Below are 15,813 nucleotides of genomic sequence, written 5' to 3'. Positions count from 1 at the left end.
ATGTGGACAAAAATTCTCACCACCCTCTCCCTCTTCCTCGCACCCCTAGCAGCCATCACCGCCGCAGCAGTACCCATACTCGGACAACACCCCTTCACCGAATCAGGCGACCCCTACCCCGGCACACCCACCGCCATCGCCTACTCCACCACCTCCGCAGTGACATGGACCACCGGCGCACTCATCCTCGGCGGCATCATCCTCGTCGCCATCACCTCCTCACCCATGCGCAACGGATGGCTCACCGCCTCCACCTACCTCGTCCAACGAGCCATCGCCAGCCTCGCAGCACTCTGGCTCATCGGCTCACTACTCATGCTGCCACTCTCCGTCGCCACAGCCTCCGGCATCCCCGCCACCCGCCTCCTCCACACCAACGCACTCGGCGACATCCTCTCCGCCGTTGAAGAATCCTACGGCTGGCTCGTCAGCGCCATCTGCGCACTCATCATCCTCATCACCAACGGCCCCCGCGCACGATGGAACCCCACCGTGATGAGCACCATCCCCGCCTTCATCGGCGTCATGGCCGTCCCCGTCACCGGAAACGTCGCCCAAGGCCCCAACCACGACATCGCCACCACACTGTCCTTCGGCGTCTACGCAACCCTCGCCGCAATACTCGGCCTCAAAGTACTCACCACCCTCCGCGAACACAGCAACGACACCGACACCACCATCGCCACCTCGCGCATCGCCCTCGCCAGCCTCATCGCCGAACTCACCTGCCTCACATTCGGCGCCATACTCATCCTGTGGTTCCTCGCACCAGGATCAATGCTGATCACCACCACCTACGGACGCATCTGCCTCGCCGCAGCCATCGCCCTCATCATCCTCGCCATCAAAGACGCCGCCACCGTGCGCACCACAACCACCGGAACCACACCCTGGTCCCGCACCATCGACCACACCGGCGCCACCATCCTCGCCCTCGCCGCAGCAGCCGCCCACTATTACACCGCCCCCGCACTCCTCGGACACCAATTCACCATCTGGGATGTCTTCCTCGGCTACCCGCTCCCACACCCACCAAACGCACTCCGCCTCATCACCACATTCCGATTCGACTTCTTCCTCGGAACCGCATCAATAGTGATCGCAGGACTCTACATCTGGGGCTTCACCCACGTACGCCGGCAAGGAATCGAATGGCCCACCAGCCGCCTCGTATGGTGGCTCACCGGCTGCGCCAGCCTCCTCATGGGCACCTCCGCCGGCCTCCAAGCCTATTCCGCAGCCATGATGAGCGTGCACATGGGCAACCACATGATGCTCAACATGTACGCCCCCGTGATGCTCGTCCTCGGCTCACCACTGACACTCATGCTCAGAGCACTACCCACCTCACCACGCGGCGTCACACTCACCAGCCCACGACAATGGACAACATCCCTCATCCACTCAGGATTCTCCCGCGTCGTCACCCACCCAGCATTCACCTTCATCATGTTCGTGGCGTCACTCTACATCGTGTACTTCACCCCACTATGGGGCGAATTCGCCAAATACCACTGGTGGCACCTCTTCATCAGCATCCACTTCACCATCAGCGGCTACCTCTTCTTCTGGACCATCATCGGCGACGACCCAGGCCCCCGACGCATGCCCCACATCGCCCGCCTAGGACTCCTCCTCGGCGCCATGCCATTCCACGCATTCTTCGGTATCGCCATGATGACCCTCGACAACGTCATCGCCGAGAAATTCTACGGACAACTCTCCATCGACTGGCTACACAACCGCCTCACCGACCAACGCCTCGCCGGCGCCGTCGCCTGGGGCCTCAGCGAAGTGCCCATCCTCATCGTCGCCATTGCCCTCGGCGTCCAGTGGTACCGCAGCGACCAAAAGGAAGCGAAACGAATGGACCGCTGGGGAGACGAAGGAAAAACCGACGAACTCGACGCCTACAACCAGATGCTCCAAAACATCCACGCACAACGCTCACCATCAGTACCAACACCCCTGGACACAGCGTCGACACCACCAACAACGAACAACAAATCCGACAACAACACAGGAGGGAAAATCTCACATGACTCTGACAACTAAAGGCCACGGACTAGGCACACAAGTATTTGGCATCGACCCCGTCCGCATCGCAGCCGGAGAAGACACACAAGAACTCCGCAACCTCGTATACACACACAAACTCATCGTCCTCAAAGACATCACCCCCACCCCAGAGGAATTCCTCAACCTCGGCCGGGCGCTCGGCACAGTCCGCCCCTACTACGAACCCATGTACCACCACCCGGAATTCCCCGACATCTTCGTCTCCTCCAATGAACAAAAAACAACAGGAACTGGTGTCCCGAAAACCGGCGCATTCTGGCACATCGACTACCAATTCATGCCCGAACCCTTCGCCCTCACCATGACCCTCCCACTCGCCGTTCCAGGCTCCGACCGCGGCACCTACTTCATCGACATGGCCGAAGCATGGCGCCGCATCCCCACACAACTCCAGGACAACGTACGCGGCACCACCGCCACCCACTCACCCCGGCGCTACGTCAAAATCCGCCCATCCGACGTCTACCGCCCCATCGGCGACGTTATCCGCGACATCGAGGAGACAACCCCACCCCAGCAATGGCCAACCGTCCTCACACACCCAGTCACCGGCGAAGAAATCCTCTACATCTGCGAAGCCTTCACCGAAAGCATCCACACCACCGACGGGGACACACTCGAACCACGTATCCTCCACGACCTACTCGAACACTCCGGACAACTCGACGACACCTTCCACAACGACCTCATCCACACCCAACATTTCGGCGTCGGTGACGCCCTCCTCTGGGACAACCGAGTCCTGGCCCACCGCGCAAAACACGGAACAGTCCAGGGCACAGTCACCACTCACCGTGTGACCATGCTCGATGGTCTGGCCACACCAGGACACCCCGCATGACACGACAGAAAAAACCACAACTTTCACCAATCCCCGACGACCTTCTCACCACCGTCATGGAGCCCTACCAGGCCAGGGAAGCACGCTACCTACAGACAGCACAAACCCATGTGACCAACACCTGCTGGCGAGCCGAGGGCCGATTCAGCATCGGCTCTTCCTCATATATTCGCAACACCGGCCACTTCAACGCCGCCGAGTTCGTCATCTGCTTCAACCAGCTCTTCTACGCACTCGTCGCCCACGGAACCGACCGCGGACTGATACCAGAACTACGCCACTGGGACCTCGACGAATTCCAACGAAACCAACTCCCCTCGATCCTGATAAGAAAACTAGAGTCGGCCTACCTCGCCCCGATCGACGGCGCCTCCTTCACAGGCACCATCGTTGTGGAAAACCCATCCATTGTTGAGCGACGACGCCGATACGTCCACGCCCCGGCCACCGTTCACTTCACAGGCGACGAATCCGACACCAGTGGAAAACCCGGCACAGCAACAGGAACAGTAGACATCGCCATCCTCCTCGACGACGAACGCGTAGGAGCCACACAATGACCAGCATGCCCACCGGTGATCTCATCGAGAGGATCATCCACACAGCCACCCGCCAGCCTCACAGCGACGCACTCTCCGCAACCGACGGCACCACCACCCTCACCTGGCAGGAACTTGCCCACGACATAACACGCACAGCGAAATACGTTGCAGAGCACGTCGGCGCCGGAGGACAAGTACTCGTCATCTCAGATAGCGGCCCACGCTCCTACCTGCACATCCTGGGATGTTTGGCCGCTGGCGCGGTGACATCCGTGCTGGAAACCTCCGCCCCCACCGCCGTCGTGGAATCCTGCCGGGACGCCGTCAACCCATCACTGACCTTGACACCCGACCACACCATCCCCCCCACCGACTCACCCGGTGCCCACACAACGGCCACCGAGATGAGCGCCCTGCCCCCAGTAGATCGATCCCAGGCTGCCATCCTCCTTTTCACCAGCGGGACCACAGGAACACCCAAAGGGGTCACCCTCCCGCTCCACTCCTTCCTCGCCATTCCCGACCTCATCCGCGAGAACGGGCTGAACTGGATCACCTGGGACGACCACGACACCACCTACACCCCCCTCCCGTCATCTCACATCGGTGGTCTCTGGTGGATCCTCAACGGCCTCGCCCACGGCTGCCACACCATCACCGGACACTCCACACAATCGCCAACCACAGTGATCAACCGCTGGGCCATCACCACCACATGCACAGTCCCAGCAATGATGAATCACCTGGCAGAAGACATCCGAGCAGGGCGCATGCCAGCAACACTTCGGCTCGTCGTCTATGGCGGATCGCGTGCCATGGTTGACGACGTCGCCACCATCGAATCCACTGGCGCGCGCACCGCCCAAATCTATGGACTCAGCGAAACCGGTTGCACCGCACTATGCCTGCCCACCGGCCCAGGATCATTGGATTTGGTGGCACGCGGAAGTGTCGGCACACCCTACCCAGGGATTGGCATCCGCATAATTGCCGACCCCACCGCCACCCCGGCCACAACGATCAACACCGACCGCACGGGCACATTGTGGATCGCAACACCCGCACGAATGCTGGGATACTATGGCCAGCCAAGAAAAACAGCAGAAACACTGGTCGACGGGTGGATCAACACCGGTGACATCGTCGAGATTGACGACGATGGGTTCGTCTATCTCCGTGGCCGAGTATCCGAACTGATCATCTGCGGTGGGGCGAACGTGTCACCAGACGACGTCGACTCCCTTGCTCGAACGATCCCAGGCGTCGCCGACGCCGCCTGTTTCGCCGTACCAGACGACGACTTCGGTGCTGTCGTCGGAGTGGCCGTCGTCGCAGATAAAGGCCATGATCCGACGGCACTGTGCCGGGATATAGCGGCGCAATTCCGCGCACACGCGAAATCGGAGGCGCGACCAGCGCTCATCGTGGTCGTTGATGATCTCCCGCGGACAGCATCCGGGAAAATACGACGCAGCGAACTCACCCGCATGTACGCTGCCACATCACCTAACCACACCACACCGCCCACCACGACAACGAGCTCGACCACACCACACTGACACGTGCGCGACAACGTCAGGACCTCAAACAAGGACAACAATGACAGCCAACCACCACCCCACCCCCGCCGACACTGCCACGGCCCGTGCGGTCGTTTTCGATTCCCTATACATAGACGACAATGACCTCACCCACGGTGACGACACAGACCTGAGAGACCTTGGCCTCGATTCAATCCGCCTCACTCGAATCCTGAGGGACCTCGGCCTGGCAACAGGCCCCCATATTCTCCCAGAGATCACCGCATGCCCGAGTATCACCACGATCGCCGCAGGCCTTGCCGCATCACGAGAAGACAATTCGACAGATGGCTGAACACACCCCCGATACCCACCGGTACCCCCTGAGCTTGTCGCAAACCAACATCCTCGCGGGAACAACACAAACACACGATCCCACCACGTACCTTCTGGCACGCCGATACCGATTCCCCCACCTATCTGTCGGCCACCTCCGCGACGCCCTGCACGCCTTATGTGCTCACCACCCGGCTCTCCTCTCCACTCTCCACATGGAGCGCGGACGAGACCCCGAAATGATCATTGACCTTGAACCAGGGCACATCGTCACCACCGTCACCGTGGACGACACCAGTGGGACTAACCCCGCCAGACGCGCCACTCTCGCGTCAACATGGTCAGATGGTGTGGAAGGCCGCCCACTTGCTCGGCTGACTATCAGCTGCTCCTCCGACGGTGTGTGCGTGGACATGGAAGCACATCACCTCATCCTCGACGGAGGAGCAGTGAACCTCCTGGAGGAGGACCTTGGTCGGATCCTCCGAGATGGCCCCGATGACCCCCCACCCCTGGCGACCAGCGTCGACAAACTACGCCACGCTCACGCAGCGGAACGGGACCACGCAGCACAAGCAGCACACCGCCATCGTGACCACGTGCGCACAGAGCTTCACAACAGCCACGGACCATGCACCACCACCGAGCCTGACACCGTCGAAGAGCAGGCCTTCCGCGCGTGGTGTACCACCACCACAGTGGTGGACGGCGACCACCTCCGCGCACTCCGCGACACCGCGGACAACCACCAGGTGAGCGTGCCCGTTCTGCTCACTGCCGGCCTGGTAGCCCACACCGCGGCACGGCTTCAGTCCACCGACGTGCGCGTTCTTCACGCTGTTGATCCACGATTTATCGATCACCGCCTCCGTGTAGCATCATGCCTGGTCAACACGATGTTTCAGCGGGTGTCATTCTCGGCTGCGGCGTCATGGTCCACGCTGATCCGAACGGTCGATAAAACGATGGTTGCTGCCCAGCGCCGAGGGATGTTCCGGGAGGAACTCCTACGACGAGAGGCTCTGCGTGCTGGCGCGCTGCCCGCCGGGAACCTCACCATCAACGTTCTTCGCCGACCCGTCGCTGATCAGCTCCGTCCTTTTATCGACGGTGTTCCAGAGACGACACACATCGGCCCCGTGGAAGGCCCAACCATTCAATGTGTGCTCGATGACTACGCCGACCGCATGATCCTCCACGTCTGGGACAAAACCCCCACTGAACCGGGGGAAAGGCAGCACCCTACGTCGATTGATATGGATGAGATCGTAAAAATTCTCGTTCAGAGCACTCCTGAGGAGCCTGTTGCACCAGCTGTCCAGGCGTGGGTACCGATACTCGGTGGGACAACCAAGGATCGGGGAGTAGAGCGGTGGACATGCCTGCCCAGTGCACACAATACTCAGGGCCGAGGCTGGTCCCCTGGTGTGACGCGATGGGTGACAACGTTGAAGGAAGCTGGGGTGAGTCCGGGTGACATTGTCGTCCTCGTTGAGGACCTGTCAGACTCGGCGACTGACCTTGCGTTGGCCACCCACCTGGTCGGAGCAGGGTATTCACCGTGTCACTCAGTGGACGACGTTGACGATCGAGTGTCCGCACTGAGGAGTGGTATGCCAGGTGCCGGGGTGTTCACCGCGCTCGTGCAGACAACCGGGCGTTACCTCGTGCGAAGAGAAGGACACGCCACCGACGACGGCGACGCAGGACAGCTGAGAGCAAGCGCACAGTCCACCGCCTACGTGATGCCCACGTCCGGGACAACAGGAACACCGAAACTCGTCTGCGTCACTCATTACAACTTGGTGGCTTTCCTTGCTTCAGCACAGGAACGATATGGCTGGCTTCCCACAGACACGGTTCTCCAATGCACACCTTTGACCTCGGATATTAGCGTTGAGGAAGTTTTTCTCAGTGCGCTCACTGGCGCCCGTCTGGTTCGCGGGAGGTGGCGGCACACCCATGAACCAGATGACCTCATCGGGGATATCCTTGCTACCGGTGCGACGATCCTTGACCTTCCCACCTCTGTGTGGAACGTCATGGCCAGGGACCCGGAGATGCGACGGCGACTAGCGAGCAGCACACTGCGTGCAATTGTCATCGGTGGAGAACCCGTCGATCCAGCAGCCGTGGCTGAGTGGTCCACTGGCAATACAGCACATATCGACCTACTATCAACCTATGGGCCGACCGAGGCCACCGTGGTTGTCTCCACGGCGCAACTCAACCCGCCCGAACCCGCCAAGCCCGACCTTCGGGTAGGAACACCACTGATCGCGAACAGCATGGCCATCGCTTTTGGCCAACTTGTTCTTATGGGGCCGTCAGTGGCAGCGGGATACCTGGGCCGCCATTCGCCCGAGTTTGGAACGCTTCGCCAGGATGGTGTCATCACCTGCTCCTTTTCCACTGGCGACCGGGTTTCCGTGTCTGAAATTGATGGTGCTCCGATCTTCGCCGGCCGCTGCGATGACGTCGTTAAAATTGCTGGCCGCCGTGTTGATGTGGCCGCCCTCAGCCGGGCCGTCCGTGCTACTGGGCTGATCTCTGATCTCCACATGGAACCGGTGGACGGGCGACTCACCGTATGGTGTTGCCCGCACGTGGGAAGTGCTCGCGCGACGAGGGGGCGGATCGGGGCTGTCATCCGCCGTCATGCCGCCGATCATGGTGCTACTGCCTGCCAGGTTGTTGTACTTGACCGCCTTCCTCGCGATGCCCGTGGCGGTGTCGACAAGGATGTTCTTCGCACACCCGTGTCCGAGCCGGTGGAGATGGGACCCTACGTTGATCGTGGGGAGGTGGATGACCTGGTTCGCGTATGGAATGCGTGCTTGGGTGTGGAGATGGGTCCGGACACATCGTTGACGGATAATGCTGTGGCGTCGCTGGATCTGATTAGATTACTGGGACCCACGCGACGCCTGCTGGGTCGTGAGGTGACCGTGAGGGACCTTATTGTAGCCGATTCTGCGAGGGGCCTTCTTGCTCATTGTGCTCGTGAGCAGGGTCGGGGTGGCATGGGGGCTGATGCGGTGGTGTCGCCCCGTGCCGAAATGTCGGGGTCGAGGGGTGGAGATAGGTCGCGTGACCATAGTGCGAGGGGTGCTGCGCTGCGCGCGCTCGCCGATATTGGAGCGCAGACATCCACGAGCGTGCTTCTCCTTGGTGGTACAGGGACGGTGGGATCTGGAATTCTGCGGCGTTGGTGCTCTCATCCTGATCTCCGGGTAGCTGGCGCCAAGTTAGTTCTCCTGTGTCGAGGTCACGGCCCAGATATTCAGGATGAGTCGGTGCATGTTGTCGGTGGTGCAGGAGATCTCGCTGAGGACAGGTCATGGTTGGTTGCTGCACTGGACGCTCTGCACCCGGCTGTGGTGGTGAACGCTGTGGGTGCGATGGATGTCACTGCTACGGAGGACGCCCTCCGTCCGTTGAATGTTGATGTTCCTGCTCAGGTGGCGGTGTGGGCGCGGGTGAATGGTGCGCGGTATGTGCACATGTCGTCAACGATGGCCAGTAGTGCGCCGGATGCTCCGCTGGTTACCGTACCTGAGAAGGCGAAACTTGCTTATGCGGGTTCGAAGTCGCGGGCGGAGATTGAGGTGTGTCGGCGGGGCGGAGGTGCCGCTACTGTGGTGCGGTTACCTCGGGTGTTGCCTGGTGGGGGCAGTGGCGCTGTGTGGAAGTGTCATGGTGCGGGTCCAGGGGTGGATATTTTGTTGGTGTTACGGCAGTTGTGCCGGGTGGTGGGAGCGTATCCGGATGTGCCTGTCAGGGAGGATGTGCTTAGTGCGGATGGTGCTGCGGGGGCTGTTCTTAGTCATATAGCTGGATTGTCTGCTGTGCCGCCTGGTGGTGGTTCGGTGATTGTGGTGCTCCGCGGTGTTGTGGCGTTTTACCCGGATGTGCTTGGTGAGGTTGCTGGTCGTTGTCTTCCTTTGCGTGAGTGGAAGGCGTTGGTGGATGCCAGTGAGTGGCCGCAGCGCAATCTTGCGGCGTGGGCTGTGGTGGATGAGTGGGTTCGTTTGGCTGAGTCGTATTTCTCGGACCCACCTACCCGGGATGATCTGGTGGAGTTGCCAGGGGCGCGGGTGGTTGTGGTGAGTCCAGGCTGTGTTGGTGGTGATGTGCGCTCCGATAGGAACTTAAGTACAGGAAATACAACGGAAGGGTAATAGGGATGTCAGAGTTAACTAGGGACGATTCTGTGTCGTCGGTGGGTCGGACTCGTGAGCGGTGGCTTGTCTGGTTGGTGGCTATGTGTTTCCTGGTCTATACAGACGACTATATTATTGCTGGTTTGCTGGGGGATATTAGTTCGAGTTTTGATGTTTCGCCGTCGAGTGTGGGGTCTTTGGTGACGGTGTATTCGGTGTCGTTGGCGGTGACCGCGCCGATCCTGAGTGTGGTGTTTAGGAAGTGGTCGCCCTATGTGATGCTTCTGTGGTGGTCGGGGTTGTTTGTGGTGGCGAATGTGTGCGCTGCGGTGTCGCCGTGGTTTTGGGCACTACAGGCGAGTCGTGTTTTAGCTGGTGCGCTTGCTGGTGGTGCAGTGGCGTGCGCGTTTGCTGTTGTTACTGGGAAGAGTGATCCGAGTCGAATGGGGCGGAATCTGGGCCTGGTTTCGTTGGGTATTGTCGGATCGGTCATGGTGGGTGTGCCGTTGGGGTCGGTATTCTCCGCGACGCTGGGATGGCGTTCTGCTTTCGTCGTGGCTGGTATTGCGGCAGGGGTGGTGTCTGTGGGCTTGTGGGTGACATCCCCGGAGCGTGGCCGGTGTGATGCGATGACTGGGTTGACGGGTGCTGATGAGGCTGGGGTTGGCATGTCTGGTGTGTTGTCGTTACGTGAGATGGCAGCGGTGGTTCTGCATCCGCGGGTGAGTGCGGTGATCATCGGATACGCAGTGTTTCTGGGTGCGTCGATACCGGTGTACACGTATTTGGAGGAGATTACCGCTCCGGTTGTTGCTGATGGTGGTGTTGTCATGTTGTTGTTCGCCGCGGGTGTGGGTGGCGTGGTGGGGTCGCTGCTGTCGGGAAAGTTGATCGATAAGTATGGTGGCGATCTGGTTGCGGTGGTTTCGCCGCTGCTTGGAGCGGTGGCTGTTGTGGTGTTGTGGGAGTGTGCGCTTGGTCATTTAGGTGGGGGTGTCGGTGGTTGTCTGGGTGGATATGTTGGTCTTGGAGTGACGGCGGGTGCTGTGTTCTTGTGGGGGTTGACTGCGTTCGCGATGGCTCCTGCGACGCAGTGGATTATTCAGCGTGGTGCTGGTCAGGGTACGGGGCAGGCGATGGCGGTTAATGTGTCTGTCACGTATGTGGCTATTGGTGTGGGGGTTGCGTTGGCAGGGTGGTTGCTGAGGACGGGCGGGCCCGGTGAGGTCGCGTCGTTGGCGTGTCTATGTTTCCCTGTTTCTGCTGTTATTTTTGGTGTTCGCCGGATGGTGGTGCGGTAGGTTGGTGCCGGTGTGAGGGTGGGGTGTGGGCAGCGATTTCCACCCTAATTTCGGGGGTAAGGGAACTCTGAGGGTTGTTGATACGACCTATTGCCATCGTCAGCTTGTCATTGTCACCGTGTACGTCAGGTGTGAGAAAGGTCTGTCATGCCCGTTTTTTGCCTCAAGAATGTCCGTTCCTCTGCGCCCTTGCGGGGGTTTTTTGATAAGGGGGCAGCTCAGTCACGAGTGGGGCGGAGGCGCGCGGTGTCGGTGGCAACAGCTCTTGTTGTTGCGTCATTAACGTTGGCAGGGTGCAATAGTCCGAAGCATGAGGAATCTGTGGAGGATTATCACACTCCGGACGCGGGGGCAACGTCGTATCCGGTGACGATTAAAAACTGTGGCATGGATGTGACTGTGAAGAGCGCGCCGCGGCGTGTGGTGGTGCTCAATGGTGCGTCTGTGGGTGAGGTGGAGTCATTGCTGGCACTTGGGCTGGGTGACAAAATTGTGGGCAATTTTCAGAATTATGGGGTGTCTGATAAGCCTGGTGTTGCCGACGAGGTGAAAAGGGTGAAGACGCTTCCGGGGGCTGATAAACCTAATAGCACTGTGTCTGCTGAGGAGATTACGGCGGCGAAGCCTGATTTGGTTGTGTCCACGTGGGCTGGTGGGTTTGATCCGGCCAATGGTTCGCCGTCGCGCGAACAGTTAGAGAAGCAGGGTATTGCAACGTACGTCAACCCTGGTCAGTGTGATGCTGGGAAGGGCCGCGACGGGGCGGGTACCCACAAGGACAGCGTGGAGGGGTCGAAGGATCAGGGGATTAATGCTTCGTTCCGGATGATCGAAGATTTCGGCACGATGTTTGATGTTCAGAGGACGGCGAAGGATGTTATCTCTGGCAGTTTGACTACGATCAAGGACACGAAGAAAGCTGTTGATGAGAAGGGGGAAGGCCGGTCGTCTGGTAAGGGGCCTTCTGCACTTATTGCGTATCCGGGAATGGCTGCCATGAATGCTCATGGCCTTCCGGCTGTCATGACAGGTGGCATCTATGACAGCATTCTGAGTGCTGCGGGGGCGCGTAACGCTGTGACTGGTGGGCACGAGGCAACGATGAATCTGACGAAGGAGAAGCTCGCCACGGCGAAGGTGGATGTGTTGGTCATTGGGCAGTATTCACCGGAGGAGAACCCTGAGGCTGAGGCGGAGAAGTTGTTCAAGGAGTATCCGCAGTGGGAGGCGTCAAAGAAGAGGCGTTGGGTGTCGGTTTCTGACAGTATTTACTACGGCCCGTATAACGATATTGCTGTGAAGCGGATCGCTGCTGTGGCCCACCCCGGGGCGGGTGTGAAGCGCGACGATGCCTGACGTGGAGGATGAATCTCGTTCTCGGGGGGTAGTGTCGACGGCGACTGTGGGTCGTGGTGGTGCTGGTTGCGTTGATGGTGAACGTGGTACCCGTGGGGGTGTGGGTGCGTGGTGGGTTGCCGTCATTGGGTTGTGTGCTCTTCCGGCGGTGTGTGTTCTTGCTGTGTGTATTGGTGCGGTGACGGTGGCGCCTGGGGTTGTTTTTCAGGTGCTTCGGGATCATGTTGTTCCGGGGTCGGCGCCGGTGAGTCCTGAGGTTATTGATGGTCAGATCATTTGGACGTATCGGGTGCCTAGGACGATGGCGGCGGTGTTAGTTGGTGCTGCGTTGGCGATGTCTGGTGCGGTGTTGCAGGTGGTGGTTGGGAATCCGTTGGCGGAGCCTGGGGTGTTGGGGGTTTCGGCTGGTGCCACGTTGGCGGCTGTTGTCACGATGACGACGGTTACGACGATGGGTGCCTCAGTGAGCACTCCGGTGGCTGGATTTCTTGGGTCGATGGTGACGTTGCTGCTGGTTATTGTGCTTTCTCGTGGGCATGGTGGGTTCACGGGTGGGCGTATTGTTTTGGCTGGTGTTGGTGTCGGGCAGGTGGCGTTGGCTGCGACGACGTTTGTGCAGTTGCAGGCGCATCCCACGGAGGTTAAGGGGATCCTGTTCTGGATGATGGGTAGTGTTGCTGGGACGGAGAGTGTGGGGGATTTAGTGATCCCGGCTGTTGGTGTTGCGGGTGCTGGGTGTGTTGCGGTGGTGCACGGGCGGCATTTGAATGCTCTTGCTTTTGGTGATGAGGATGCTATTTCTCTTGGTATTTCGCCGTCGCGTCTTCGGCTGGTGATGATTGTTGTTGTGTCTGTTCTCACTGGTGTGTCTGTTGCTCTCGCTGGTGGTGTGGCTTTTGTTGGCTTGTTTGTTCCTCATCTGGTGCGTTTCGTGGTGGGGCCGGACAATCGATGGGTGGTTCCGTTGTCGGCGTTGTGGGGTGGGGTTGTTCTTGTCCTTATTGATATTTGTTCGCGGTCGCTTTTTGATGGTCAGGAATTTCCGTTGACTGTGTTTACGGGTGCGGTGGGGGCACCGTTTTTCTTGTGGATTCTTCATCGTCATCGGTCAGGGGGTGTGTTGTGACACGAACTGGTTCGATGGGTGCCGTGGTGGGTGATGGGGATGGGTCGTATGTTGCGCCGGGTGTTGATTCTGCGTTGAGGTTGTCTGGTGTTTCTGTGACGAGGGAGGGGGTGCGGATTTTAGATGGGGTGTCGTTTTGGGCTCCGAGGGGTGGGGTGACTGCTTTGGTGGGGCCGAATGGTGCTGGGAAGTCGACGGTGTTGCGTGTTGTGGTGGGGGCGGAGCGTGCCGATGAGGGTGAGGTTGTGTTGTGTGGGCGTTCGACGTCGGGGCGGGGTCTTCGGGAGTTGTCTCGTGAGCGTGCGATGGTGACGCAGCAGCATGGTGGTGGGGTGGATTTTACGGTGGAGCAGGTGGTGGAGGTTGGGCGTACGGCGGGTCGTGGGGTGCTCAGTGGTGGCCGGTCGGGTGATGCGGCTGCGGTGTGGGGGGCGTTGGAGGCGACGGGGACGAGTCATCTTGCGGGTCGTGTTTTTTCGACGTTATCTGGTGGGGAGCAGCAGCGTGTGCTTGTGGCGCGTGCGGTGGCTCAGGGTACGCCGGTGGTGTTGTTGGATGAGCCGACGAATCATTTGGATTTGTCGTCGCAGTTTTCGTTGTTGGAGCTTGTTGCGGGGTTGTCGGTGACGGTTGTTATGGCTGTGCATGATCTTAATTTGGCGTTGAGGTATGCGAGCCATGTTGTGGTGATGGATCGTGGGGGTGTTGTGGCGGAGGGGGTGCCGGAGGTTGTGTTGACGTGTGAGTTGATTAGGTCGACGTTTGGGGTGGAGGTGGATCGGATTATTCATCCTCGGACGGGGGAGCATCATTTGTTGTTTAGCGGCCGGTAAGGCTGCTGGTGGGTTGTGTGTTGGTGGGGTTATGTGGTGGGGAGGAGGCGTGGGGGGATTCCCATTTCTAGGATTTGTTCTCGTGTGAGGGCGTTGGCGTCGAGGACTTGTTTGACGACGTAGCGTGCTCGGTCTTCTGGTGCGGGGATGCGTCGTGCGGTGCGGAGGATTGTGGTTCGTGTGTCGGTGGCGCTGGTGTGGTTGTTGGTGTTTTGTGTGGTGGTTGGTTCGGGGAATGCTCGCCATGCGAGAGCTGTCGATAGTGATAGGAGGGTGATTCCGCGTGCTTCGCGGTGGGGGGTGTTGGGTGTTGTGCTCGGGTGGGGTGGTGTGTGGTTGCGGCGTCGGCGGCAGTGAAGTTCTTGTTGTGCGATGCCGACGATGGATCCGTCGTCGTTGGTAATGACTGTGGTGTAGGGGAAGTTGCAGTAGCCTTCGGTGTCGATTTCGTGTCGGATGGTGGTGATCATCTCGTCGGTGATGTGGACGGTTGTGTGTGCGTTGTTGCGGCCGGGGGTGAGGTATTGGAAGGTGCCGGTGCGGGTCCAGGCTTCGTAGTGGTTGCCGAGTTTTTGCATGACGAGGAGTCCGAGCATGGCGTCGGTCATGGAGAAGAGGGCTCCGCCGAAAGCGGCGCCGTGGTTATTGCTGTTGAGGAAGTTTACTTTGAGTTTAAGGTGTGCTGTTGACCAGTCGTTGCTGACGGATGTGACTCGTACTCCGGAGGCGAACAATGGTGGGTAGGCGCTCATGATGAGGGGGGCGAGCCGGGTTAATCGGAATTTTTTTGACAGGTAGGCCACGGCGGTGCGGATTTTCATGTGATTGAGGTTAGTCGGGGTGGGTTTGTGAGCGGGTGGTTTTTGGGAAAGTGCGGGGTGTGTGGTTGGCCGTGTCGGTGTGGTGGTGTTGTCGGTGTGGTTTTTATGTTGGCGACAGTGTGCTCTATACGATGAGGGGTAGGTTAGGCTGGGGAAATAGAATTGCGACATAGTGTCGCTTTATTTTGTGGTTGCTCACTGCTTACGATGAATTTATGAGCATTATGGTGACGAATCAGTTGACTATCACGTCGGATCGAGCCGATGAGGTGGTTTCCCGCTTTGAACAGAACATGCAATCGCTAGACACGTTTGATGGCTTCGAGGGTTTTGAGCTGTGTAAGCCGACCGAGCCGGCGGATGACCGTTGGATTGTGGTCACACGGTGGCGCGATAGGGAAGCATTTTTGGGGTGGCGTCATTCTCGTAAGTTTCGGGATGATCACGGGTGGCGCGAGCGCGAATCGAACGATGAGGATGAGGCGAAGAGGCCTCCGCATGGAGCAATGAACTCTGAGGTCCGCAACTATGACATCATGTTAACGAAGGATGCTGCGGAAAAGCCTGCCAACAGTTAGGACGCACAGATGTTGAGTTCCATCTTCTGCATTACTGACCTGTGGCTGGGCGCGGAGAGCGGCGTCTAGGTTGTTGGTGGCGGGTGGTGACCCTTGGGGATACCAGGTGGCGAGCACTGTGGTCCGGGGGGGCTATGCGCCCCCACCTGATTCCATAGATGTGGATAGTGCTCGCCTCACGTAACAGCAGCGGATGTTCGGTCTTTCTACGCGGCCCTCGCAAGGGGCTGTGATACCCGTAAGGCAGGTGCGGGCGCGATGATTAACTCCCTAATGTAGTCAACGATACGACCGCCAATGAGTGGTGTTTTATTTGG

Annotated in this window: 12 protein-coding genes; 11 read left to right on the top strand and 1 reads right to left on the bottom strand. The window is 59.3% G+C overall.

Annotated features, from left to right (window positions below; genetic code table 11):
- The 10 genes from V5S80_RS06250 (at nt 1) to V5S80_RS06205 (ending at nt 14,097) form a co-directional block, all read left to right on the top strand.
- Entirely contained in the window at nt 1-2,055 is a 2,055-nt protein-coding gene (locus V5S80_RS06250; protein WP_395169909.1) for a cytochrome c oxidase assembly protein, read from the top strand.
- Nucleotides 2,039-2,920, top strand: a complete 882-nt coding sequence (locus V5S80_RS06245) for a TauD/TfdA dioxygenase family protein (protein WP_395169908.1) — start codon at nt 2,039-2,041, stop codon at nt 2,918-2,920. The genes V5S80_RS06250 and V5S80_RS06245 overlap by 17 nt, the downstream gene beginning before the upstream one ends.
- Complete coding sequence (locus tag V5S80_RS06240; RefSeq protein ID WP_395169907.1) at nt 2,917-3,480, top strand: FcoT family thioesterase; 564 nt, start codon at nt 2,917-2,919, stop codon at nt 3,478-3,480. The genes V5S80_RS06245 and V5S80_RS06240 overlap by 4 nt, the downstream gene beginning before the upstream one ends.
- Nucleotides 3,477-5,021, top strand: coding sequence for an AMP-binding protein (locus V5S80_RS06235; protein ID WP_395169906.1), 1,545 nt, complete (start codon nt 3,477-3,479; stop codon nt 5,019-5,021). Before V5S80_RS06240 ends, V5S80_RS06235 begins: the two co-directional genes overlap by 4 nt.
- 40 nt (nt 5,022-5,061) lie before the next feature.
- Nucleotides 5,062-5,337, top strand: coding sequence for an acyl carrier protein (locus V5S80_RS06230; RefSeq protein ID WP_395169905.1), 276 nt, complete (start codon nt 5,062-5,064; stop codon nt 5,335-5,337).
- Complete coding sequence (locus V5S80_RS06225) at nt 5,330-9,499, top strand: AMP-binding protein (protein WP_395169904.1); 4,170 nt, start codon at nt 5,330-5,332, stop codon at nt 9,497-9,499. Before V5S80_RS06230 ends, V5S80_RS06225 begins: the two co-directional genes overlap by 8 nt.
- Nucleotides 9,500-9,504: 5 nt before the next feature.
- Nucleotides 9,505-10,782, top strand: a complete 1,278-nt coding sequence (locus V5S80_RS06220; protein WP_395169903.1) for an MFS transporter — start codon at nt 9,505-9,507, stop codon at nt 10,780-10,782.
- 147 nt (nt 10,783-10,929) lie between these two features.
- Nucleotides 10,930-12,138 (top strand): ABC transporter substrate-binding protein, encoded by a 1,209-nt coding sequence (locus V5S80_RS06215; RefSeq protein ID WP_395169902.1) that lies wholly within the window; start codon nt 10,930-10,932, stop codon nt 12,136-12,138.
- The gene (locus V5S80_RS06210; RefSeq protein WP_395169901.1) at nt 12,131-13,264 is read left to right on the top strand and encodes a FecCD family ABC transporter permease; all 1,134 of its coding nucleotides are present in this window, start codon (nt 12,131-12,133) and stop codon (nt 13,262-13,264) included. The genes V5S80_RS06215 and V5S80_RS06210 overlap by 8 nt, the downstream gene beginning before the upstream one ends.
- Nucleotides 13,261-14,097, top strand: coding sequence for an ABC transporter ATP-binding protein (locus tag V5S80_RS06205; protein WP_395169900.1), 837 nt, complete (start codon nt 13,261-13,263; stop codon nt 14,095-14,097). The genes V5S80_RS06210 and V5S80_RS06205 overlap by 4 nt, the downstream gene beginning before the upstream one ends.
- A 29-nt stretch (nt 14,098-14,126) precedes the next feature.
- Here the strand turns inward: V5S80_RS06205 and V5S80_RS06200 are convergent, their stop codons facing one another.
- Complete coding sequence (locus tag V5S80_RS06200) at nt 14,127-14,918, bottom strand: PaaI family thioesterase (RefSeq protein WP_395169899.1); 792 nt, start codon at nt 14,916-14,918, stop codon at nt 14,127-14,129.
- 215 nt (nt 14,919-15,133) lie between these two features.
- Here V5S80_RS06200 and V5S80_RS06195 point away from each other — a divergent pair, with 215 nt between their 5' ends.
- Entirely contained in the window at nt 15,134-15,496 is a 363-nt protein-coding gene (locus V5S80_RS06195; RefSeq protein WP_395169898.1) for an antibiotic biosynthesis monooxygenase family protein, read from the top strand.
- Nucleotides 15,497-15,813: the final 317 nt, after the last annotated feature.

Origin of the sequence: Corynebacterium sp. PCR 32 (assembly GCF_037464985.1) — a bacterium.
Classification (GTDB): Bacteria; Actinomycetota; Actinomycetes; order Mycobacteriales; family Mycobacteriaceae; genus Corynebacterium; species Corynebacterium kroppenstedtii_D.
Note: the sequence above shows the minus strand (reverse complement) of the source record. Positions and strands in the feature narration are given on the sequence as shown.